Source organism: Brachybacterium tyrofermentans (assembly GCF_039526165.1).
Lineage (GTDB): Bacteria > Actinomycetota > Actinomycetes > Actinomycetales > Dermabacteraceae > Brachybacterium > Brachybacterium tyrofermentans.
Genome location: NZ_BAAAIR010000056.1, coordinates 1 through 679 on the forward strand (window position 1 = coordinate 1; position 679 = coordinate 679).

The following is a 679-nucleotide window of genomic DNA, read 5'->3' on the forward strand; positions in this document are numbered from 1 at the left end:
CTAGCTGTTGCGGGTCATGACGTTGTAGTCACGGATCGGGGATGAAGGAACGGGTCCCTGACCGGCACGATGGGTGGTGCTGAAGCCATTCATCTGCTGGAAGAGACCCGTTCCATGACCCACCGTAATTCGCCGCTGACCCCTGCCGGAAGACTCCGCCTGGTCCAACGTGTCGAAGATGATGGCCGCCCCATCGCCCACGTCGCCGCCGAAGCCGGCATCGCCCGCTCGACTCTGACGAAGTGGGTGCACCGCTACCGCGACGACGGCATCGAAGCTCTCCAGGACCGCACCAGCGCTCCGGCTCGCCGGCCCTCGCGACTGCCGATCGACGTCCTCGAGCTCATCGACGCCTGGCGACGAGACCGCAAATGGTCTGCCCGCCGCATCGCTCTCGAGCTCGCCAGCCGCGGCCACCACTACTGCGTCCGCACCATCGGCAGGTGGCTGCAGCGCCTCGGGATCTCCCGCCGCCATGACCTCGACCCCACCGGCGAGAACAACCGCCACAGCGGAAAGATCATCGCCCGTTTCCCGGGCCACATGCTCCACCTGGACGTAAAGAAGGTCGGGCAGATCCCCGCCGGTGGCGGCTGGCGACTCCACGGCCGGGGCAGCACCCGAACACGTCACCAGCGCGTGGGCTACACCTACCTGCACTCCGCGATCGACGGCTACT

1 protein-coding gene is annotated in these 679 nt (G+C 67.0%); it reads left to right on the forward strand.

Features of this window, described 5'->3' with window-relative positions; translation table 11 throughout:
- Window positions 1-114: 114 nt before the first annotated feature.
- Window positions 115-679, forward strand: a 565-nt coding sequence (locus tag ABD093_RS18175) for a helix-turn-helix domain-containing protein (protein ID WP_343926272.1), incomplete at its 3' end; no start/stop codon positions are given.